The organism is Pseudomonas sp. Tn43, assembly GCF_014192635.1.
In the GTDB taxonomy this organism is placed as follows: domain Bacteria; phylum Pseudomonadota; class Gammaproteobacteria; order Pseudomonadales; family Pseudomonadaceae; genus Aquipseudomonas.
Genome location: NZ_JACHYG010000002.1, coordinates 537,723 through 556,409 on the forward strand (window position 1 = coordinate 537,723; position 18,687 = coordinate 556,409).

General features: G+C 61.2%; 21 protein-coding genes. 10 read left to right on the plus strand and 11 right to left on the minus strand.

What is annotated here, in order from left to right; genetic code table 11:
• Positions 1-28: 28 nt before the first annotated feature.
• The 6 genes from nosZ (at position 29) to FHW68_RS06805 (ending at position 6,427) form a co-directional block, all read left to right on the plus strand.
• Positions 29-1,948 carry a TAT-dependent nitrous-oxide reductase gene (gene nosZ, locus FHW68_RS06780; protein ID WP_095632622.1) on the plus strand — a complete coding sequence of 640 codons (1,920 nt, stop codon included), beginning with the start codon at positions 29-31 and terminating at the stop codon, positions 1,946-1,948.
• Between the two features lie 27 nt (positions 1,949-1,975).
• On the plus strand, positions 1,976-3,262 hold the full coding sequence (locus FHW68_RS06785; RefSeq protein ID WP_183679492.1) for a nitrous oxide reductase family maturation protein NosD: 1,287 nt from the start codon (positions 1,976-1,978) through the stop codon (positions 3,260-3,262).
• Entirely contained in the window at positions 3,259-4,182 is a 924-nt protein-coding gene (locus FHW68_RS06790) for an ABC transporter ATP-binding protein (protein ID WP_183679494.1), read from the plus strand. Before FHW68_RS06785 ends, FHW68_RS06790 begins: the two co-directional genes overlap by 4 nt.
• The gene (locus FHW68_RS06795) at positions 4,179-5,009 is read left to right on the plus strand and encodes an ABC transporter permease (RefSeq protein ID WP_183679496.1); all 831 of its coding nucleotides are present in this window, start codon (positions 4,179-4,181) and stop codon (positions 5,007-5,009) included. Before FHW68_RS06790 ends, FHW68_RS06795 begins: the two co-directional genes overlap by 4 nt.
• Positions 5,010-5,040: 31 nt before the next feature.
• A complete protein-coding gene (locus FHW68_RS06800; RefSeq protein WP_183679498.1) occupies positions 5,041-5,568 on the plus strand; it encodes a nitrous oxide reductase accessory protein NosL in 528 nt (175 codons plus the stop codon).
• A 115-nt stretch (positions 5,569-5,683) separates the two neighbouring features.
• The gene (locus tag FHW68_RS06805) at positions 5,684-6,427 is read left to right on the plus strand and encodes an SDR family NAD(P)-dependent oxidoreductase (protein ID WP_183679500.1); all 744 of its coding nucleotides are present in this window, start codon (positions 5,684-5,686) and stop codon (positions 6,425-6,427) included.
• Between the two features lie 497 nt (positions 6,428-6,924).
• On the opposite strand, the gene FHW68_RS06810 is transcribed toward FHW68_RS06805, so the two are convergent.
• From FHW68_RS06810 to FHW68_RS06860, 11 genes are all read right to left on the minus strand, one after another.
• Positions 6,925-8,415: a nitrite reductase gene (locus tag FHW68_RS06810; RefSeq protein ID WP_183679502.1), complete on the minus strand. Its 1,491-nt coding sequence runs from the start codon at positions 8,413-8,415 to the stop codon at positions 6,925-6,927.
• Entirely contained in the window at positions 8,412-9,251 is an 840-nt protein-coding gene (gene cobA, locus FHW68_RS06815) for a uroporphyrinogen-III C-methyltransferase (protein WP_183679504.1), read from the minus strand. The genes FHW68_RS06810 and cobA overlap by 4 nt, the downstream gene beginning before the upstream one ends.
• Before the next feature lie 70 nt (positions 9,252-9,321).
• Entirely contained in the window at positions 9,322-10,500 is a 1,179-nt protein-coding gene (nirJ, locus tag FHW68_RS06820) for a heme d1 biosynthesis radical SAM protein NirJ (protein WP_183679506.1), read from the minus strand.
• Positions 10,501-10,699: 199 nt separating this feature from the next.
• Complete coding sequence (locus FHW68_RS06825) at positions 10,700-11,215, minus strand: Lrp/AsnC family transcriptional regulator (protein ID WP_095631809.1); 516 nt, start codon at positions 11,213-11,215, stop codon at positions 10,700-10,702.
• Complete coding sequence (locus FHW68_RS06830; protein ID WP_183679508.1) at positions 11,190-11,636, minus strand: Lrp/AsnC family transcriptional regulator; 447 nt, start codon at positions 11,634-11,636, stop codon at positions 11,190-11,192. The genes FHW68_RS06825 and FHW68_RS06830 overlap by 26 nt, the downstream gene beginning before the upstream one ends.
• The gene (locus FHW68_RS06835; protein WP_183679510.1) at positions 11,629-12,144 is read right to left on the minus strand and encodes an AsnC family protein; all 516 of its coding nucleotides are present in this window, start codon (positions 12,142-12,144) and stop codon (positions 11,629-11,631) included. Before FHW68_RS06835 ends, FHW68_RS06830 begins: the two co-directional genes overlap by 8 nt.
• Positions 12,141-12,599 carry an Lrp/AsnC family transcriptional regulator gene (locus FHW68_RS06840; RefSeq protein WP_183679512.1) on the minus strand — a complete coding sequence of 153 codons (459 nt, stop codon included), beginning with the start codon at positions 12,597-12,599 and terminating at the stop codon, positions 12,141-12,143. Before FHW68_RS06840 ends, FHW68_RS06835 begins: the two co-directional genes overlap by 4 nt.
• A 1-nt stretch (position 12,600) precedes the next feature.
• The gene (locus FHW68_RS06845) at positions 12,601-13,779 is read right to left on the minus strand and encodes a cytochrome D1 domain-containing protein (RefSeq protein ID WP_183679514.1); all 1,179 of its coding nucleotides are present in this window, start codon (positions 13,777-13,779) and stop codon (positions 12,601-12,603) included.
• The gene (locus FHW68_RS06850; RefSeq protein WP_095631814.1) at positions 13,776-14,102 is read right to left on the minus strand and encodes a cytochrome c; all 327 of its coding nucleotides are present in this window, start codon (positions 14,100-14,102) and stop codon (positions 13,776-13,778) included. The genes FHW68_RS06845 and FHW68_RS06850 overlap by 4 nt, the downstream gene beginning before the upstream one ends.
• A 16-nt stretch (positions 14,103-14,118) precedes the next feature.
• Positions 14,119-14,433 (minus strand): c-type cytochrome, encoded by a 315-nt coding sequence (locus FHW68_RS06855; RefSeq protein ID WP_052964437.1) that lies wholly within the window; start codon positions 14,431-14,433, stop codon positions 14,119-14,121.
• A 24-nt stretch (positions 14,434-14,457) separates the two neighbouring features.
• Positions 14,458-16,149, minus strand: coding sequence for a cytochrome D1 domain-containing protein (locus FHW68_RS06860; protein WP_183679516.1), 1,692 nt, complete (start codon positions 16,147-16,149; stop codon positions 14,458-14,460).
• A 199-nt stretch (positions 16,150-16,348) separates the two neighbouring features.
• Here FHW68_RS06860 and FHW68_RS06865 point away from each other — a divergent pair, with 199 nt between their 5' ends.
• The 4 genes from FHW68_RS06865 (at position 16,349) to FHW68_RS06880 (ending at position 18,684) form a co-directional block, all read left to right on the plus strand.
• Positions 16,349-17,140, plus strand: a complete 792-nt coding sequence (locus FHW68_RS06865; RefSeq protein WP_183679519.1) for a CbbQ/NirQ/NorQ/GpvN family protein — start codon at positions 16,349-16,351, stop codon at positions 17,138-17,140.
• A complete protein-coding gene (locus tag FHW68_RS06870; protein WP_183679521.1) occupies positions 17,124-17,711 on the plus strand; it encodes a cytochrome c oxidase subunit 3 family protein in 588 nt (195 codons plus the stop codon). The genes FHW68_RS06865 and FHW68_RS06870 overlap by 17 nt, the downstream gene beginning before the upstream one ends.
• Positions 17,712-17,722: 11 nt before the next feature.
• Positions 17,723-17,980 (plus strand): cytochrome C oxidase subunit IV family protein, encoded by a 258-nt coding sequence (locus FHW68_RS06875; RefSeq protein ID WP_183679523.1) that lies wholly within the window; start codon positions 17,723-17,725, stop codon positions 17,978-17,980.
• A gap of 263 nt (positions 17,981-18,243) precedes the next feature.
• Positions 18,244-18,684, plus strand: coding sequence for a cytochrome c (locus FHW68_RS06880; RefSeq protein WP_095631819.1), 441 nt, complete (start codon positions 18,244-18,246; stop codon positions 18,682-18,684).
• Positions 18,685-18,687: the final 3 nt, after the last annotated feature.

The window sequence follows — 18,687 nt, forward strand, 5'->3', positions numbered from 1 at the left end:
GTTTTTATCCCTTCAAGGAGTACGCAACATGACTGACACAGAATCCACAAAACCGGTGCAGGAAGAAGAACACGCGGGACTCAGCCGTCGCGGTTTTCTGGGCGGCAGCGCCGTGACCGGTGCGGTGCTGGCGGGTGCGGCAACGTTAGGCGGCGCAGTGTTCAGCCGCGAATCGTGGGCTGCGGCGGTCAAGGATGCGCAGGCGAAAATCCATGTCGGCCCCGGTGAGCTGGACCAATATTATGGCTTCTGGAGTGGCGGTCATCAGGGCGAAGTGCGGGTGCTCGGTGTGCCGTCGATGCGTGAGTTGATGCGTATTCCGGTGTTCAACGTCGACTCGGCCACCGGTTGGGGCCTGACCAACGAAAGCAAGCGGATCCTGGGCGACAGTGCGAAATTTCAGAATGGCGATTGCCATCACCCGCACATCTCCATGACCGATGGCAAATACGACGGCAAGTACCTGTTCATCAACGACAAGGCCAACTCCCGGGTCGCGCGCATCCGCCTGGACATCATGAAGTGCGACAAGATCCTCACGGTGCCGAACGTGCAGGCCATCCACGGCCTGCGCCTGCAAAAAGTGCCGTACACCAAGTACGTGTTCGCCAATGCCGAATTCGTCATCCCGCACCCCAATGACGGCCGCACCTTCGACCTGCAAGACAAGAACAGCTTCACCCTGTTCAACGCCATCGATGCCGAGAAAATGGAGATGGCCTTCCAGGTGATTGTCGATGGCAACCTGGACAACTCCGACGCCGATTACACCGGCAAGTACGCCGCGTCCACCTGCTACAACTCGGAGAAGGCTTACGACCTGGGTGGCATGATGCGCAACGAGCGCGACTGGGTCGTGGTGTTCAACATCCCGCGCATCGAGGCTGCGATCAAGGCTGGCAAATTCATCACCCTGGAAGACTCGAAAGTGCCGGTGGTCGACGGTCGTAAAACCGATGGCAAGGACTCTGAATTCACTCGCTACATCCCGGTGCCGAAGAACCCTCACGGACTCAATACCTCATCCGATGGTAAGTACTTCATTGCCAACGGCAAGCTGTCGCCGACGGTCTCGATGATTGCCATCGACCGGCTGGACGACCTGTTCGCCGATAAATTCAAGGACCCGCGCGAGGTCATCGTCGCCGAGCCTGAACTGGGCCTGGGGCCTTTGCACACCACCTTCGACGGTCGCGGCAACGCCTACACCACGCTGTTCATCGACAGCCAGGTGGTGAAGTGGAACATGGAAGAAGCGATACGTGCCTACAAGGGCGAGAAGGTCAATTACATCAAGCAGAAGCTCGACGTGCAGTACCAGCCCGGGCATAACCATGCCTCGCTGACCGAAACCAATGAAGCGGATGGCAAATGGCTGGTGGTGTTGTGCAAATTCTCCAAGGACCGCTTCCTGCCAACCGGACCGTTGCACCCGGAAAACGACCAGTTGATCGATATTTCCGGCGACGAAATGAAGCTGGTGCATGACGGCCCTGCGTTTGCCGAACCTCATGATTGCATCCTGGCGCGCCGGGACCAGATCAAGACCCAGAAGATCTGGAACCGCAACGACCCGTTCTTCGCCGCCACCGTGGAACTGGCCAAGAAAGACGGGATCAACCTGGAGACCGACAACAAGGTCATCCGCGACGGCAATCATGTGCGGGTCTACATGACCTCCATGGCCCCGGCCTACGGGCTGACCGAATTCACGGTCAAGCAGGGCAACGAGGTCACCGTGATCATCACCAACATCGACCAGATCGAGGACGTGACCCACGGTTTCGTCATGACCAACCATGGCGCCAGCATGGAGATCAGCCCGCAGCAAACCTCGTCCATCACCTTTACAGCCGACAAGGCCGGCCTGCATTGGTACTACTGCAGCTGGTTCTGCCATGCGCTGCACATGGAAATGGTCGGCCGCATGAAGGTCGAGCGGGCCTGACGGTTGCCAATCAACGGGAGCGGGCCGATGACCGATATCAAGCGCACTCCGATCAAGGTCGCGTTTGCGCTCCTGCTGATGTCCGGCAGCGCGCTGGCGGTGCAACCCATCACCACATTGCCGTTGCGGGTTGACGCTGAACAACGCTGGCACTTGCCAGCGGGCGAGTACGTTGGCTCGTTCAGCGTCGATCAACCGATGCAGATTCTCTGCGAGCCCGGCGCGGTGTTTCAGGCGCAAGGGCAGGGCAATGGTGTGACGGTCAGCGCGCCCGATGTGCGCATCGAGGGCTGTACGTTTCTGGACTGGGGGCACGACCTTACGGCCATGAATGCGGCGGTGTTTCTGCAGCCCCAGGCCCGTGGCGCGGTGATCAAAGGCAATCGCCTGCAGGGCCAGGGTTTCGGTATCTGGGTCGACAGGACGCAGGATGCGAGCCTGATCGACAACCGTATCCAGGGAGATCCGGCGCTGCGCTCCCAGGATCGCGGCAACGGTATTCATCTGTACGCGGTGCAGGGTGCCAGGGTCATTGGCAATCAGGTGCGCGACAGCCGCGATGGCATCTACATCGACACCTCCAACGGCAACCTGCTGCAGGGCAATACCCTGGAAGACCTGCGTTACGGTGTGCATTACATGTTCGCCAACGACAACCGGCTGATCGGCAACACCACCCGCCGCACCCGCACCGGCTACGCCCTGATGCAAAGCCGCAAGCTCACGGTGACCGGCAACCGCTCTGAACAGGATCAGAACTACGGCATCCTGATGAACTACATCACCTATTCCACCTTGCGCGACAACTTCGTCACGGACGTGCGCGACGGCTCGACCGGTGACAGCATGATCAGCGGCGCCGAGGGCAAGGCATTGTTCATCTACAACTCGCTGTTCAACAGCATCGAACACAACCACTTCGAGCACAGCGCCGTGGGCATTCACCTCACCGCGGGCTCCGAAGACAACCGCATCGCCGACAACGCCTTTGTCGGCAACCAACGGCAGGTCAAATACGTCGCCACCCGCTTGCAGGAATGGTCGGCGGATGGCCGGGGCAATTACTGGAGCGATTATCTGGGCTGGGATCGCAACAACGATGGCCTGGGCGATATCGCCTATGAACCCAACGACAACGTCGACCGCCTGTTGTGGCTGTACCCCCAGGTGCGGCTGTTGATGAACAGCCCCGGGATCGAGTTGCTGCGCTGGGTACAACGGGCCTTTCCGGTCATGAAGTCGCCGGGCGTCCTGGACAGCCATCCGCTGATGAATCCCACCACACGACCCATGACCCAGGAGCCCACCGCATGAACGTCATCGACATGGAAGGCGTCAGCCAGCGCTATGGGTACACCACGGTGTTGCATCAATTGAACCTGAGCCTGGGCGAAGGCGAAGTGCTGGGCTTGTTCGGGCACAACGGCGCGGGCAAGACCACCAGCATGAAACTGGTGCTCGGTCTGCTTCAGGCCAGTGAAGGGCAGGTCCGGGTGTTCGGCCGCACGCCCAGTGATCCGCAGGTTCGGCGTCTGCTGGGCTATTTGCCGGAGAACGTGACCTTCTATCCGCAGATGAGCGGCCAGGAGACCTTGCGGCATTTCGCCCGCCTCAAAGGCGCAGCGCCGGCGCAAGTGGACGTGTTGCTGGAGGAAGTCGGCCTGGCGGGCGCGGCGCATCGACGGGTCAAGACTTATTCCAAAGGCATGCGCCAGCGCCTGGGACTGGCCCAAGCCTTGCTCGGCGAGCCGCGCTTGTTGCTGCTCGACGAGCCGACCGTCGGCCTCGATCCCATCGCCACTCAAGACCTCTATCGGTTGCTCGACCGGCTGCGCAGCCAGGGCACCAGCATCATTCTCTGTTCCCACGTATTGCCGGGCGTCGAAGCGCATATCAACCGTGCCGCGATTCTGACCCGGGGGCGCTTGCTGGCCCTCGGCAGTCTGCGCAGTTTGCGCGAGAAGGCCGGTTTGCCGACGCTGATTCGCGCCAACGGGCTCAAGCACGCCGGGCCGTTGCAGCAATCCTGGAACAACGCCGGGCATATCACTCAGCGCTGGGGCGTGGAGGGTCTCGAAGTGGCTGCGCTCACTGGCAACAAACTGGACTTGTTGCGCCAGTTGCTCAATGAACACGAGCCGGCGGACGTGGAAATCGACCCACCGTCCCTGGAAGACATCTACCGCTATTACATGGGGCGGGCCGGTACGACCCCCAGTGGAGAGACCGTATGAACCCGATCTGGAACATGGCCCGCAAGGAGTTCAATGACGGTTTGCGCAACCGCTGGTTGTTGGCGATCAGCCTGTTGTTCGCGGTGCTGGCGACCGGCATCGCCTGGTTGGGGGCAGCGGCTTCCGGGCAATTGGGTTTCACTTCGGTGCCGGCCACCATCGCCAGCCTGGCCAGCCTGGCGACATTCCTGATGCCGCTGATTGCCTTGCTGCTGGCCTATGACGCCATCGTCGGCGAAGACGAAAGCGGCACGTTGTTGCTGTTACTGACCTATCCGCTGGGGCGCGGGCACATTCTGCTCGGCAAGTTCGTCGGCCACGGATTGATCCTGGCGCTGGCGATTGTCATCGGTTTCGGCTGCGCGATGCTTGCGATTGCGGTGCTGGTGGAGGATGTCGAACTGAACCTGCTGCTCTGGGCGTTTGGACGATTCATGCTGTCATCGACATTACTGGGCTGGGGCTTTTTGGGGCTGGCCTATGTGCTGAGCAGTGTGTCTGCCGAGAAATCCACGGCCGCCGGCTTGGCGCTGGGGGTGTGGTTCTTCTTCGTGCTGGTGTTCGACCTCGCGCTGTTGGCACTGCTGGTGCTCAGCGAAGGGCAGTTCAACCCCAAGGTGTTGCCGTGGTTACTGCTGCTCAATCCCGCCGACGTCTATCGCTTGATCAATCTCTCCGGTTTCGAGCCCGGCGCCGGTAGCGCTGGTGTGCTGACGTTGGGCAGCGATTTGCCGGTGCCGGGCTCGATGCTCTGGTTGTGCCTGTTGCTGTGGGTGGCGGTGCCTTTGGGCTTGGCCTGGTTGCTGTTCCGTCGACGGGCGACATGAATTCACACCTTGGTTTTTGGAGCATCTGACGATGAGTAATCTGTATTCGACGACGGTACGCGCCGCGGCGGGCCTGATGGTCTGTCTGCTGCTGACGGCCTGTGACAAACCCGTGCAAGCCACCTACAGCGACGCCGCCACTGCCTTTCATCCCAGTGATGAATGCCATGTTTGCGGCATGATCATCGACGGCTTCCCCGGGCCCAAGGGCGAAGTGGTCGAGCGCAGCGGCATCAGGAAATTCTGCTCCACGGCGGAGATGATCGGTTGGTGGCTGCAACCGGAAAATCATCATGGCGAGGCCCGGTTGTATGTCCACGACATGGGCCGCAGCCCATGGAACGCACCCAACGATGCCCACCTGATCGATGCCAAGGATGCATTCTACGTGATCGGCACCCAACTCAAGGGGGCAATGGGTGTGGTGCTGGCGTCGTTCTCCAGTCAGCAGGCGGCGGAGAAACTGGCCGCCGACCAGGGCGGTCGTGTGCTGCGTTTCAGCGAAATCGATCAAGCGATACTTCAGCAGCAGCCAGCGATGTCGCACTCGGCTCATTGATCGGCGAGCCATTGAGAAAAGTGATCGCCGTCAAGTCGGTATTTCTGCGTCTGTTCAAAGATAGGGGCTCACAACGTCCTCAGTGCTTGGCATTAACGATGCCCAGGAGAACATGATGCAAACCGAGTTTCAGGATCGTCTGGCGGTGATCACCGGTGCCAGTTCCGGGATTGGCCTGGCGTTGTGCGCCGCGCTGTTGCCGCGTGGGGTCAAGGTGTTGGCGATGTCACGCACCGTCGGTGAATTGCCGGCCTTGCAGCAGATCTACGGCGAACGGCTGCAATGGTGCGCCGGGGACGTTACCTGCCAGGAAGACCTTCAAGGGCTGGCCCGGCGGGCGGCAACGCTGGGGCGGGTGGATTATCTGGTGCCTAACGCGGGCATTGCCGAAATGGCCGACAGCCTGGACATGCCGGCCTTCCAGCGCCAATGGGCGGTCAACGGTGCCGGGGCGTTGAACACCCTGGCGGCGTTGCGCGGCGAGTTGGCGAGCCCGGCTTCGGTGGTGTTTGTCGGTAGTTTCCTGACCGGTTCGAGCTTTCCCGGCCTGGCCGCCTGCATCGCCAGCAAGGCCGCGCTGGCGGCTCAGGCACGCACACTGGCGGTGGAATTTGCGCGTTATGACGTGCGCATCAATCTGGTCTCGCCGGGGCCGACCGCGACCTCGATGTGGGACAACCTGGGGTTGAGCGATGGTGAACTCGATGACGTCGCTGACACCTTGGTCAAACGTCTGCTGCCGGGGCATTTTCTGGATGCGTCGGCGGTGGCCAATGTGATTATCTTTCAACTGTCCCAAGGCGCCCGGGGTGTTTATGGGCAGGATTGGAAGGTTGATAACGGTTATACGTTGGGGTGAAGCCGCGCAGAATGTTGGCGAGTGTCCCATCGCCAAAAGATCGCAGCCTTCGGCAGCTCCTACAGGGTGTACGCCATTCAAATGTAGGAGCTGCCGAAGGCTGCGATCTTTTGGGCGCACCACAGATTAATGCGAAGTCCTCTCCGCAAATTCAATCTTGCGGCTCGCCATGCCCTCACTCCGGTCCTGCTCCGTGGGCCCGCCGCCATCGGCCATCCATGGCCGGGGGCGGCTACCGCGGCATCCTTGCCGCGGTGCCCACTGCGCAGAACCTGCGCTCGGCCTTCCGACGGGGCAGATCAAGATCAACAGCCAAAGCAAGATCAACAGCAGTCAGCGCCTACTCACTGATCGTTCCCATGCTCCGCGTGGGAATGCCGCCGGGGACGCTCTGCGTCCCGCTGTCGACGCAAGGCTTGAGTCCTGCGCACTGGTGACGCGGAGCGTCACGGGATGCATTCCCACGCGGAGCGTGGGAACGATCTAAAGATCGCAGGTTAATGCGAAGTTCCCTCCACAAACTCAATCTTGTTACCCACGTTATATTTGCCCGACGGCTTGTTCATCGGCAGGCGCTTGATCTCTTTGAGGGTATTGCTGTCGTACACAATCAACGCGCCATCGTTAGCCCAAATACTCAAAAGCAGGTAGCGGCCATCGCGGGTGAACTCGACATGGGCGGCGGTCTTGCCGGGCATCGGGCGCAAGGTGTGGGCGACTTCCAGGGTTTGTTTGTCGATCAGGTGGATCGCATCGTTATCTGGCCCGAAGAACACGTCGGTCCAGGCATACCGCGAGTTGATGTGACTGCGCATGAAGAACCCCGGGCCGAGGGTCGGAATTTCCTTGATCAGTTTCCAGGTCTTGAAATCGATGACCGAGATCAGTCCCTTGCTGATGTTCGGCGTGGCGAACACCCACTCACCGTTACGTTTCCAATAGGTCCCGGACCCCAGATGCGGCATGCCCGGCAGCGGTATGTCGGTGACCACCTTGCCACTGTCGAGATCGACTACCTGACCGCCCTTGGCCTTGCGCGAGGTGGCCAGCAGTTGCTTGTAGTCCGGTGAAAAGGAAAAGTCGTCCAGCACATCTTCGGCTTTGATACGACGCGGTTCGAAGTCCGGTGTGCCGGCGCTCGACAGTTCCCAGACTTCCTTCACATCCTTGAGCGCCACGATGAAACTGTCCCGTGGCGGGGCGGTGTAGACCGCGCTGACCCGTGACGCGGTGCCGTCCTGGCCGATTGCGGGGATGGTTTTGACCGGCGACAGATCGCGGGCATCGAGTATTACCAGATTGCCCGGCAGATAATTGCCCACCAGCACCCAGCGACCATCCTTGCTCACCGCCAGGTTGCGGGTATTGAGCCCGGCGCGGACCTCGGCGATCAGCTTCAGGTTGTGCAAGTCATACAGGCTGACCCAGCCATCCCGTGAGGCGACGTAGACGAAGCGTCCATCCGGCGAGAACTTTGGCCCGCCGTGCACCGCAAAGTGCGTAGTAAACCGCGCCAGCACCTCGAAACGATCGCCGTCGAGGATGTCGATGTGATGGTCGCCGGCTTCCACCACCACAAACAGGTTCAGCGGATCGGCGCCATGCTGGGGCGTGTCGGGCAGTTTGCTGATGTCGGCGAGGATGGAATGACTGCCGCGAATGTCCTCGTTACTCCAGACAGGCGGGGTGGCCGGTGGTTGCCGAAGGTAGTTCACCAGCGCGTCGATCTGGGCGGGATTGAACACGCTGGCATACCCGATCATCTGACTCGCGGGGCGCCCGTTCTGGATGACGCTGCGGATTTCATCGGGTTTGATCCGGCTCAGGCTCTCCGGCAGCAAGGCTGGCCCCGTACCGCCGAAACGGTTGGCGCCATGGCAGCGCTGGCAATGCTGTTGGTAGAGGTCGGCGGCCGCGTCGGAGGATGGTAGTGCACCGGAATGAGCTGTACCGATCCATAACAAAGGGGCAAGCAGCATGCGCTTCATATCGCCACCTTACCGTGGCGTTGCGACACGGGAGCGGCGTAAAAGCGCGCCGGATATTCCTGCTCTCGGGTGGCGAACAGATCGATCACTTTGCCGATCACCGTCAGCGTCGGAATGCCCGGTGGGCAATCCAGCGCCAGGGTCGGCAACTGCCGCAATGTGCCTCGAGCGACGTACTGGTCGGGACGCGTGCCATTGCTGATCAGCGCCGCCGGTGTATCGGCGGCCATTCCGGCTTCGATCAGGCGCTGGGCGATAATCCCGAGGTTCGATAACCCCATGTAAAACACCAGGGTCTGGCTGTTGTCGGCGAGGCTGCTCCAGGGCAATTGCAATTCACCATCGCGCTGCAAATGCCCGGTAATGAAGCGGCAGGAATTGACCAGGTCCCGGTGGGTCAGCGGAATGCCGGCATAAGCGCTGCAGCCGGAAGCGGCGGTGATGCCCGGGACCACCTGGCAATCGATGTGGCGTTGCAGCAGGTATTCCAGTTCTTCGGCGCCACGACCGAATATAAACGGATCGCCGCCCTTGAGCCGGACCACGCGCTGCCCCTGATCGGCAAGGTCGGCGAGCAGTTCGTTGATCTGTTCCTGGGGCAGGCTGTGGCATCCGCTGACCTTGCCAACGTAATGCCGGGCGCAGGTGAGAGGGATCAAGCTCAGCAGCTCGGGGCTGATCAGGCGGTCGTAAACCACGGCGTCGGCCTGCATCAACAGGCTCCAGGCGCGCAGGGTCAGCAGGCCTGGATCACCGGGGCCGGCGCCGACCAGGGCCACTTCGCCCGGTCTGAACGGGGACGCAAGTGCGGCTGGTAAAACAATCGATGGGTGCATGTGACGTCCTTGGTTCTTCATCAGGTGGGCCGGCTCCATCCTTTGCCAGATGGCTCGCCAGGCGGGTGCTTCAGTGCATGACGCAAGGGATGGTCATTAATGGCGGCATACCGATTTCTTCATCGCTGAGATAGCAACCGGGGTCCTGGCCCCAGAGGTCGCCTTCGGCCCAGGCGCGGGTGCGGGTATTGCCGTTGCAGATGTTCAGCCAGCGGCATTGGCCGCAACGGCCACCGACGGCGCGCGGATGTGCACGCAGTTGCTGCAACAAGGCGTCCGGCCGGTCCAGCCAGAGCGTGCGAAACGGCGTGTGCCGGACGTTGCCCACCGAGTGCTGCCACCAATAGGTGTCGGGGTGCACTTCGCCGGTGTTGTCGATGTTGGCGATGCCGCTGCCCGAGGCGTTGCCGCCCCAGGCCCTAAGCATGTGTTCCAGGCGCGGGTAATGTTCGGGCAGATGCAGGCCCACCCATTGCAGCAAGAGAATTGCGTCGGCATCGTTGTTGCCACTGACAAAATCGCTGTCGCGACCGCGCTCGATGTCTTGCCAGGCCCGTTCGAAGATCAGCGTCATCGCTTTGCGGCTCATCTGCTGCCGGGCGTCGAGCTTGCGGCTGCGTTTGCCGCGACCGCTGTAGTTGAGGTGCGACAGATAAAATTTCTGCACGTCGTACTCGCGCATCAGCGCCAGCAATTGCGGCAATTGTTGGTGGTTCTCCTGGGTCAGGGTAGTGCGCAGGCCGACGCGAATACCCTGTTCACGACAGAGGCGGATCGCCCGCATGGAGCTGGCGAAGCTGCCCTTGAGTTGGCGGAATGCATCATGGGTGGCTTCCAGGCCATCGATGCTGATCCCGACATAATCAAAATTCGCCGCGCGGATCTGCGCGATGTTCTGCTCATTGATCAGCGTGCCGTTGGTGGACAACGCAACAAACATACCGTGGGTGCGGGCGTAGGCGCTGAGCACAAACAGATCGTCGCGCAACATGGGTTCACCGCCGGAAAGAATCAGCACCTTCACCCCGGCGTCGTGCAGATCGTCGATCACGGCCAGCGCGGCGGGCGTATCCAGTTCATCGCGAAAGACGCTGTCGGCGGACGTGGCGTAGCAGTGTTTGCAAGTCAGGTTGCAGCGCCTGAGCAGGTTCCAGATCACCACCGGCGGCCGGTTGCTGCCCGGTGGGCTGGTTCTGGGAGCAGGCGCGTGGCCGGCCAGGGCGCGCAGGTATTGGCTGATCCTCAACATGCAAATCTCCTTGAGTCGGGGGTGTGTTCTGCGCGAAGCGGGTGGTAAACGCAAACCTGATGCCCGTAGCAGCTGCCGAGCTTGCGAGGCTGCGTTCGGCTGCGCAGCAGTCGTAAAACCTGTATGCGTGGTGTGTCTGACATACCGCACTGCCTGATTTAACGACTGCTGCGCAGCCGAACGCAGGCTTCGCCAGCTGCTACACGGTGTGCGTCGAACTGGCCGGCACGACGCGCAAACCGGTTTTCTTCAGGATGCGGCTGCTCACCAGCATCTCGTCGGCGGCGCAGGCTTCGCCCAGCAAGTAGCGCAGGTGTTCGCGGTAGCTGTCGATCTCCTCGCGGCTGCGACCGTGGACCATGGCGAACAGGTTGTAGCGCCACGCGGTACGTCGCGGGCGTCGATAGCAATGACTGACGAAGGGCTGCGCACCGATCAGCGCGCCCAGGCGTGGCATGTCGGTATCGCGCACATCCCAGACCGTCATGCCGTTGTAGCGATAGCCCAGGCGATAGTGGTTGGGGACGGCGGCGATACGCCGGATGGCGCCCTCGGCCTGCAAACGCTTGAGCAAGTCCAGGGTGGATTCGATGCTCAGCTCCAGCTGTTCGGCGAGCCAGGCCCACGGATCGTCCAGCAGCGGCAGGCCGGCCTGGGTCAGCTCGATCAGACGCTGAGCCAGGGTGTCTTCAGACCGGGAAGTACAGACCGACATGGTAGGTCTCCTCTTTGGGCAAGTTGAGCAGCGGCAGGCCAGTCAGGGTTTCGATGTGCTGCAGGGTCTGGGTGATACCTTGTTCGGTCGGGCAAGCGAGTACGAACCACATGTTCCAGGCGTGTTCGCGTCGGTAGTTGTGCGCCACTTCAGGCAGCGCGTGCAGTTGCTCGGCGACGGCTTCGAAACGCTCTTCCGGCACCGCCAGCGCAGCAAGAGTGAAGGCGCCGCCGAGTCGTTCGATGTCGAACATCGGGCCGAAACGGGTGAGCATGCCGTCTTCCAGCAAATCATGGAGGCGGTCGAGCAGTTCGCTGCTGCTGCTGCTGTCCAGTTCGGCGGCCAGTGCCTGCCACGGGTGGCGCACCAGCGGCAGGCCCAGTTGCAGACGGTTGATCAGCCGACGGTCGAGGTCATCCATGGGTGGGGGCTCCGATTGGTGAGGGGGTAAAGCGTCCGCCGCACTGTTTGAACGCGTGAGTGCTGAACAGCAATTGATGGGGCAGATCGCTCAGCAAGTGTTCTTCCAGCAACGCCTGAATCTGCGCCTCGACCTGCGCGCGTCGGCGCCCGTGAACCATGCAAAAGAGGTTGTAGCGCCACTGCGGCAGACGCCGCGGCCGTTGGTAGCAGAGGGTAATGCCGTGCGCCCGGCCCAGGCGTTGGCCGACTTCGTCGATCAGCGCATCCGGCACATCCAGCACCAGCATGGCGTTGGCGGTAAACCCCAGCGCGCGATGGTTGAGCACCAGACCGATCCGGCGAAACAGCCCTTGCTCGTGCCACTGGCGCATTTGCGCGAGCACCTGGCTTTCGTCGGCGTCTATTCGTTCGGCGAGGGCCTGATAGGGGCGCGATACCCGCGGCAATCCGCCTTCCAGCTGCCGACGCAGCGCCAGTGCCTGTGTGGGAGTCAACCCCGGCTTCATGAGCTTTCTCCCAGGGCAAAACCGAGGTCGATGCGGTAAGCCGTCTGCATCGGCAGATCCAGCGGCATGAGGCCGGTGTCGTTCTCAAGTTGTTCGAGAACCCGTTCGATGTGTTGGCGATCAGGGCCGGTCAGCACAAACCACAGGTTGTAGAAATGCTCCCGCGCGTAGTTATGGTTGACTTCGGGGTATTGGCTGATGTGTTCGGCGACCTGTTGCAAGCGTTCGGCGGGCACGGCGAGGGCGGCGAGGGTGCTAGCCCCGGCGCGACTGTGTTCGAACACCGGGCCGATCCGTGAGAGGGCGCCGGCCTGATCCATTTCTTCCAGGCAGGCCATCACCTGGGCCTCGCAACAACCGAGCATCCGCGCCATCTCCTTGTACGGTTCCGCGCACAGCGGCATGCCGTGCTGGAAGCGGTCGATCAATTGGCGGCTGAGCAGGTCGAGGTTCATGTCAATAACCCATTTTTTGCGCGCGACTGCTGAAGAAGATGCCGCTCGGCGCGGTGGCGGGAAGGGTGCTCAGTTGCTTCAGGCTGTACGGGTCCCAGACCTGAACCTGATCGCCATCGCGTAACGACAGCCACAACTGATCGCCGCGCGCGGTGAATTCCATGTGCAGCACCGCCGGCCCTGGCCGCAGATCGGCAACCACGGCATGGGTTTCAGTGTCGATGACTTGAACCCGATCATTGTCCGGGTAGGCGAAATTGACCCACAGCTGCCGACCGTCCGGCCGCGACGTGACGAACACCGGTTGGCCAGCCACCGGGATGGCAGCAGTCTGCTTCCACGTACGCGAATCCATCACCAGCACCTGATGCCGGCCGACGGCGGGCACGAAGGCCTGGTGATCGGCGATGGCCCAGCCTTCCAGATGCGGCATTTTGTAGACGGGCAGTTTCGCCTGGCCGCGTCCGTAATTGCCGAGCACTCGCTGCACCCCGCGCTCGGGGTGCCAGAGGTCGAGTTGCGCCATGCCGTCTTCGCCGAACAGTCCCGCCATGTAATAGCGACCATCCGGGGTCACCAACGCGTCATAGGGTTGCTGGCCGATGCCGGTGAAACGGCTGATTTGCGGCGTGTTGCCCTGACTGAAGTCGGCGCTCCAGATCTCGCCGGTATCGAACAGGCTGAACACAAAACGCTGACCGGGCGCATCGACCAGGCCGACCACCCGTGAGCGCTTGCTGCCATCGGCCAGGGGCGTGGCCGGAATATTGGCCACCAGTTGCAGGTTTTCGGCATCGAACACCTTGACCCCGCCGGGCACGTAGTTGGACACGGCGATGAGTTTGCCGTCCTGACTGATCGCGCCGCCGATGCTGTTGCCGCCCTGTATCAGCCGTTGATCGATGCGTTGGGTCAGCAGGTCGATCTTGCTCAGCCCGCCGTCGCGGCCGAACACATAGGCATAACGCTGGTCGCGGGAAAACACCACCGAGGCATGGGACAAATCGCCCAAACCCTCGAGTCGGACCAGTGCCGTGCGGGTGTCGCTTTCGATGATTTGCACGCTGCCGGTGGCGCGCTCCACCACCACGCCCAGATCGCCGGTGCCACGCAACGGTGTCTGAACACACGCGGATAACAACAGCCCGGTCGCCGCTATAAGCAGGGTTGATCGGATCATGGTGCGGGGTATCCCTGGAGAAGAAGATCGACCAGCCAACGGATGTCATCCGGGCTGAGCAGAGGGGCCCAACCGGGCATTGCGGTGCCGGGCCGGCCGTGGCTGACGGTGGCTATCAGGCTGTCCCTGGACTTGCCCGCCAGCGTTGCGCGGGTCAGGTCGGGACCCAGCCCGCCGGTCATGTGCAGGCCATGGCAGGCGCCGCAGTCCTGGGCCAGCAGGTGTTCGAGTTGTGCCTGACGCTTGGCATCGGGCGCGGCAACCGTGGTTGCACAAATGAGGAGGAGGGCCGCCAGAATCGCAGCGTGTCGATAAACCTTCATGGCGCCCTCCAGTTGGCTATTTGAGACTCAGGACCCAGGTTGCAAGTGTCTTCGCTTCTTCATCCGTCACCGGGTTTGCCGGCATTGGCATCGGGCCCCAGTTGCCTTGCGTACCGTTCTTGATGTGGCTGGCCAGGGTGTCCACAGCCCCGGCCACGCCCGCATTCTTGGCCGCGACATCCTTGAGCGCCGGGCCGACCAGCTTGGTGTCGATGGAATGGCAGGCGGCGCAGGGTTTGCTCTTGAACAGCTCCTGGCCGTCTTGGGCCATGGCCGGCTGCACGCTCAGCGCAGCGGTCAGGGCGAACAGTGAAAACAGAATATTTTTCATGGGGATTCCTTGCATTGATGGAGCTCAATAGATGTCGTGTTGGGTGTTGTAGACGTTGAATTTTCCGGTGGGGGTGATCAGTCGCTTGTCCTTGATGACTGATTTGAGCTTCAGCGTTTTGTCGTCGATCACGACCAGCGCCGACTCCTCTGACTGACCGCTCCATACGGAAAACCAGACTTCATCGCCGGCCTTGTTGTATTCCGGCTGTACCACCCGCATCGCGCCTTGCTTGATGCCGGCGTACTCGGCGATGGGCAGCACGGTGTAGCCGGCGTCGAGTTTGTCGATGTTGAACACCGCCACCGACTGGCTCAGCTTGGCGTCCGGGTTGAGGGTGGTGTCGACATACAGGTGGCGGGAGTCCGGGTGGGTTTTGATAAACAAGGATCCGCCGCCCTGGCCTTTGAGCGAGGCGACCTGTTTCCAGGCGAATTGCGGGTGTTTGACCGGGTCGGTGCCAATCAGCGAAATGCCGTCATCACCGAGGTGGCTGGTGGCCCAGACGGGCCCGTAAGTGGGATGGTTGAAGTTGGCGCCACGCCCCGGGTGAGGGGTTTTCCCGACCTCCACCAAAGCGGCCAGCTTGCGATCCTTGGAGTCGATCACCGCGACTTTGTTGGAGTTGTTGGCGGCGGTCATGAAGTAGCGGTGCGTGCTGTCCCAACCGCCGTCATGCAGGAAGGGCGAAGCATCGATGTAGGTGATGGTGAGGTTTTTGATGTCCTGGTAATTTACCAGCATGACCTTGCCGGTTTCTTTGACGTTAACGATGAACTCCGGCCATTCATGGGAGGCGATGATCGCCGCGACCCGTGGTTCAGGGTGATATTCCTGCTTGTCGACGGTCATGCCGCGGGTCGAGACGATCTGTTTGGGCTCCAGGGTTTCGCCATCCATGATGGTGAATTGCGGCGGCCAATAGGAGCCGGCGATGGTGTATTTGTCTTCGTAGCCCTTGAACTTGGAGGTCTCCACCGAGCGCGCCTCGATGCCCACTTTGACTTCGGCGACCTTGGTCGGCTCCACCGGCCACAGGTCGATCATGTCGATTCGCGCGTCTCGACCAATCACTAGCAGGTAGCGACCGGAGGCGGAAATCCGCGAGATGTGCACCGCATAACCGGTCTCGATCAACTTGACGATTTTCTTGCTGTCACCGTCGATCAGGGCAATCTTGCCGTCATCGCGCAACGTCACCGAAAACAGATTGGGCAGATTGAGTTTGCTCAATTGCTTCTTCGGACGGTCCTCAGGCTTGACCAGCACTTTCCAGGTTTTCAGCGTCTCGGCCATGCCCCATTCAGGTGGCGTCGGCGGCGCGTGCTGAATGAACTTGGCCATTGACGTGATCTGATCCTTGGTCAGCGCATTGGACGTCCCCCAGTTCGGCATGCCCGCCGGTGAACCGTAGGTAATCAACGCCTCCAGAAACGGTTGCCCGCGGGACTGGGTGATGTCCGGTGTCAGTGGTTTGCCAGTGGCGCCTTTGCGCAGAACACCGTGGCAGCCGGCGCAGCGCTGGAAATAAATTTCCTTGGATGAGTCGAACTCGGCCTGACTCATGTCGGGCGCCCCGGCGGCTTTGATCATTAGCGGGCTGGCCGCAGCGGCAGCGGGCTCGTCGGCCCGGGCCGCATGAGTCACCGCAAGGGCCAGCGCCGAACACCATGTGGCGACAGTCAGAGCAAACGTTTTTCTATTGCTGATCAGCATTCCATTTCTCCTCAGGCAAGACCTTTGCGATGTGCTGAAACGGCAGCGCAGAACGCAGGTTCTTAGTGCCGTGCAAGGCTATGCCCGAGCAGGCCAATGCTTGCTTGACCGCGATCAAGTTTGCCGGCCATGTCACTTGCCAGGTTGTCGCAGGGGCCCGTAGCGTGTGGCTTGAATCCGCTTTTGGAACAGACAGCCCATGGACCGAATCCAGTCTTGCGACCCCTTCTATCAACCGCTCAACAATGAGGAGGCGCTGTTCGAGCAAGCCTGGCGACACGGCATGCCGGTGCTGATCAAAGGCCCGACGGGGTGCGGCAAGACCCGTTTCGTCCAGCACATGGCCCATCGGTTGAAACTGCCGCTGTACACCGTGGCTTGCCATGACGATTTGAGCGCCGCCGACCTGATCGGCCGCCATTTGATCGGTGCCCAGGGCACCTGGTGGCAGGACGGGCCACTGACCCGCGCGGTACGTGAGGGCGGTATTTGTTATCTGGACGAAGTGGTCGAAGCGCGTCAGGACACGGTGGTAGTGTTGCATCCACTGGCCGATGACCGTCGCGAGTTGTTCCTGGAACGCACCGGCGAAGTACTGCAGGCGCCGCCGTCATTCATGCTGGTGGTGTCGTACAACCCCGGCTACCAGAACCTGCTCAAAGGCATGAAACCCAGCACCCGGCAACGCTTTGTGGCGATGCGTTTCGGCTATCCGCCGGTGGCCGATGAAGAGCGCATTGTCGCCCGGGAAGCGCAGGTGGACAGCGCGCTGGCGGCCCAAGTGGTCAGGCTGGGACAGGCCCTGCGCCGGCTGGATCAACATGACCTGGAGGAAGTCGCCTCCACGCGGTTGCTGATTTTTACTGCGCGAATGATCCGCTCCGGCATGAGCCCGCGTGAAGCGTGCATGGCCTGCCTGGCCGAGCCGCTGAGTGATGATCCGCTGACGGTTGCGGCGCTGATGGGCGTGGTTGATGTCCACTTCGGCTGAGTTCAGACGCGTTGCGCCGGGGCACTTGCCGGGTGATTTGGCGATGTGGTTTTTCATTCTGGCCGAGCTGTCGGTGTTCGCCATTCTGATTCTGGCGTTCGCCGTGACCCAGGCACTCAAACCGCAGCTGTTCGGTGAAAGCCGTCTGTTGCTCAACACCTCTACCGGCCTGGCGATGACCCTGAGCCTGCTCACCGCCGGGCTGTTCGCCGCGCTCGCTCAAGAGCACGTCAAGCGCTCTCGGTCTCGCCACGGTGCTGTCTACCTGCTGGCAGCGTTGTTCGCGGCCAGTGTCTACGTGGTGTTGAAACTCACGGAATACCGGCACTTGCTGGCCTCGGGGCTGGGCCTGGAGCACAACACCTTTTTCACCCTCTACTGGATCCTCACCGGTTTTCATTTTCTCCATGTACTGCTCGGCATGGTCATCCTCGGCTGGCTGGCCGAGCGTTGCCGTCGTGGCCTGTACAACGCCGCCAACCGCAGCGGGCTTGAATCGGGTGTGCTGTATTGGCACATGGTCGATCTGATCTGGGTGGTGCTGTTTCCGCTGGTCTACGTGCTGAATTGACGGAGGTTCTGATGTCGGCTTCCAGGTTTTTGCTGATCTGTTGGGCAGCGCTGGCCGCGTTAAGTGTGTGCACCGTGGTGCTGGCACAGACAGGCGCAACATGGTTGCTGTCGGTGGCCATTTTGCTGGTGGCGGTGGGCAAGGCCTGGTTGATTACCGATGGCTTTATGGAAATGCGCCATGCTCCGCGATTGTGGCGGCGGCTGATGGTGAGCTGGGCGGTGGTGTTGGCGGTGGTTGTGGGGCTGACGCTGATGTCGCTCGACTAATCACCTGTGGCGAGGGGGCTTGCCCCCGTTGGGCTGCGAAGCAGCCCTAAAACCTGCAATCACATTTCATCAGGCATATCGCATTCATAGATTTGCGACTGCTGCGCAGCCGAACGGGGGCAAGCCCCCTCGCCACAGGGGCAGGCGTTCGGCTTTATGGTGCCAATACCCGACCAAAACCATCTGCCTTTCTTGATCGCCATCAAGCAGGTTTCAACCCTTCGCTTTCTATCATGGGCACGCCAAGCAAAGAGGAAGCGACCATGTCAGAGACCTTCACCAAAGGCATGGCCAGGAATATCTACTTCGGGGGAAGTATCTTTTTCTTCCTGATATTCCTGGCCTTGACCTATCACACGGAACAGACCTTTCCAGTGCGCAGCAACGAGGCGCAGTTAACCGAATCGGTGATTCGCGGCAAGACGGTCTGGGAGCAAAACAACTGCATCGGCTGCCACACGCTGCTGGGCGAAGGCGCCTACTTTGCGCCGGAGCTGGGCAATGTGTTCCAGCGGCGTGGCGGGGAGACAGGTTTCAAACCCTTTCTGCATGCCTGGATGAAAATGCAGCCGCTGGGCGTACCGGGCCGGCGCGCGATGCCGCAGTTCAAGTTGAGTGAGCAAGAGGTGGATGACATCGCCGAGTTCCTCAAATGGAGCTCGAACATCAACACCAATAACTGGCCGCCAAACAAGGAGGGCTAAGAG

Bases quoted from the DNA above. Each gene is read 5' to 3' on its own strand.
- FHW68_RS06870 (WP_183679521.1), top strand. From the start codon at position 17,124: ATGTCCACTTCGGCTGAGTTCAGACGCGTTGCGCCGGGGCACTTGCCG.
- FHW68_RS06810 (WP_183679502.1), bottom strand. From the start codon at position 8,415: ATGAAGCGCATGCTGCTTGCCCCTTTGTTATGGATCGGTACAGCTCAT.
- FHW68_RS06840 (WP_183679512.1), bottom strand. From the start codon at position 12,599: ATGAACCTCGACCTGCTCAGCCGCCAATTGATCGACCGCTTCCAGCAC.
- FHW68_RS06795 (WP_183679496.1), top strand. From the start codon at position 4,179: ATGAACCCGATCTGGAACATGGCCCGCAAGGAGTTCAATGACGGTTTG.
- nosZ (WP_095632622.1), top strand. From the start codon at position 29: ATGACTGACACAGAATCCACAAAACCGGTGCAGGAAGAAGAACACGCG.
- FHW68_RS06865 (WP_183679519.1), top strand. From the start codon at position 16,349: ATGGACCGAATCCAGTCTTGCGACCCCTTCTATCAACCGCTCAACAAT.
- FHW68_RS06825 (WP_095631809.1), bottom strand. From the start codon at position 11,215: ATGTCGGTCTGTACTTCCCGGTCTGAAGACACCCTGGCTCAGCGTCTG.
- FHW68_RS06835 (WP_183679510.1), bottom strand. From the start codon at position 12,144: ATGAAGCCGGGGTTGACTCCCACACAGGCACTGGCGCTGCGTCGGCAG.
- FHW68_RS06805 (WP_183679500.1), top strand. From the start codon at position 5,684: ATGCAAACCGAGTTTCAGGATCGTCTGGCGGTGATCACCGGTGCCAGT.
- FHW68_RS06855 (WP_052964437.1), bottom strand. From the start codon at position 14,433: ATGAAAAATATTCTGTTTTCACTGTTCGCCCTGACCGCTGCGCTGAGC.
- FHW68_RS06845 (WP_183679514.1), bottom strand. From the start codon at position 13,779: ATGATCCGATCAACCCTGCTTATAGCGGCGACCGGGCTGTTGTTATCC.
- nirJ (WP_183679506.1), bottom strand. From the start codon at position 10,500: ATGTTGAGGATCAGCCAATACCTGCGCGCCCTGGCCGGCCACGCGCCT.
- FHW68_RS06860 (WP_183679516.1), bottom strand. From the start codon at position 16,149: ATGCTGATCAGCAATAGAAAAACGTTTGCTCTGACTGTCGCCACATGG.
- FHW68_RS06880 (WP_095631819.1), top strand. From the start codon at position 18,244: ATGTCAGAGACCTTCACCAAAGGCATGGCCAGGAATATCTACTTCGGG.
- FHW68_RS06850 (WP_095631814.1), bottom strand. From the start codon at position 14,102: ATGAAGGTTTATCGACACGCTGCGATTCTGGCGGCCCTCCTCCTCATT.
- FHW68_RS06875 (WP_183679523.1), top strand. From the start codon at position 17,723: ATGTCGGCTTCCAGGTTTTTGCTGATCTGTTGGGCAGCGCTGGCCGCG.
- FHW68_RS06785 (WP_183679492.1), top strand. From the start codon at position 1,976: ATGACCGATATCAAGCGCACTCCGATCAAGGTCGCGTTTGCGCTCCTG.
- FHW68_RS06790 (WP_183679494.1), top strand. From the start codon at position 3,259: ATGAACGTCATCGACATGGAAGGCGTCAGCCAGCGCTATGGGTACACC.
- cobA (WP_183679504.1), bottom strand. From the start codon at position 9,251: ATGCACCCATCGATTGTTTTACCAGCCGCACTTGCGTCCCCGTTCAGA.
- FHW68_RS06830 (WP_183679508.1), bottom strand. From the start codon at position 11,636: ATGGATGACCTCGACCGTCGGCTGATCAACCGTCTGCAACTGGGCCTG.
- FHW68_RS06800 (WP_183679498.1), top strand. From the start codon at position 5,041: ATGAGTAATCTGTATTCGACGACGGTACGCGCCGCGGCGGGCCTGATG.